This is a genomic window from Novosphingobium sp. HR1a (genome assembly GCF_015594425.1).
Taxonomy (GTDB): domain Bacteria; phylum Pseudomonadota; class Alphaproteobacteria; order Sphingomonadales; family Sphingomonadaceae; genus Novosphingobium; species Novosphingobium resinovorum_A.
The window spans coordinates 1-257 of the sequence record NZ_JABXWS010000177.1 but is presented as its reverse complement, the minus strand read 5'-3'; the positions used below and the strand labels follow the sequence as shown (position 1 = coordinate 257).

General features: G+C 63.4%; 1 protein-coding gene. It reads left to right on the top strand.

Translation table 11 applies throughout. The features are described from left to right. A partial coding sequence (locus HWN72_RS30885; RefSeq protein ID WP_211152348.1) for a TonB-dependent receptor domain-containing protein occupies positions 1-257 on the top strand: 257 nt, incomplete at both ends.

Here is a 257-nt window from a genome sequence, read left to right as displayed (position 1 = left end):
GGCTGCAGATCCGCATCGGCGGGCGCTTCGACCACCTGACGCTGGAAACCGACAATCGCCTGACCAGCCAGAACAGCCGCCGCAAGCGCAGCCGCTTCAGCCCGCAAGCCGGCGTGGTCTACGAACTGAGCGATCCGGTGACGATTTACGCCGCCTATGGGCAGGGCTTCCGGGCCAATGTCGGCACCAATGTCAACGGGCAGATCTTCGATCCCGAAAACAGCGAATCCTTCGAGGCAGGTGCCAAGCTGAGCCTG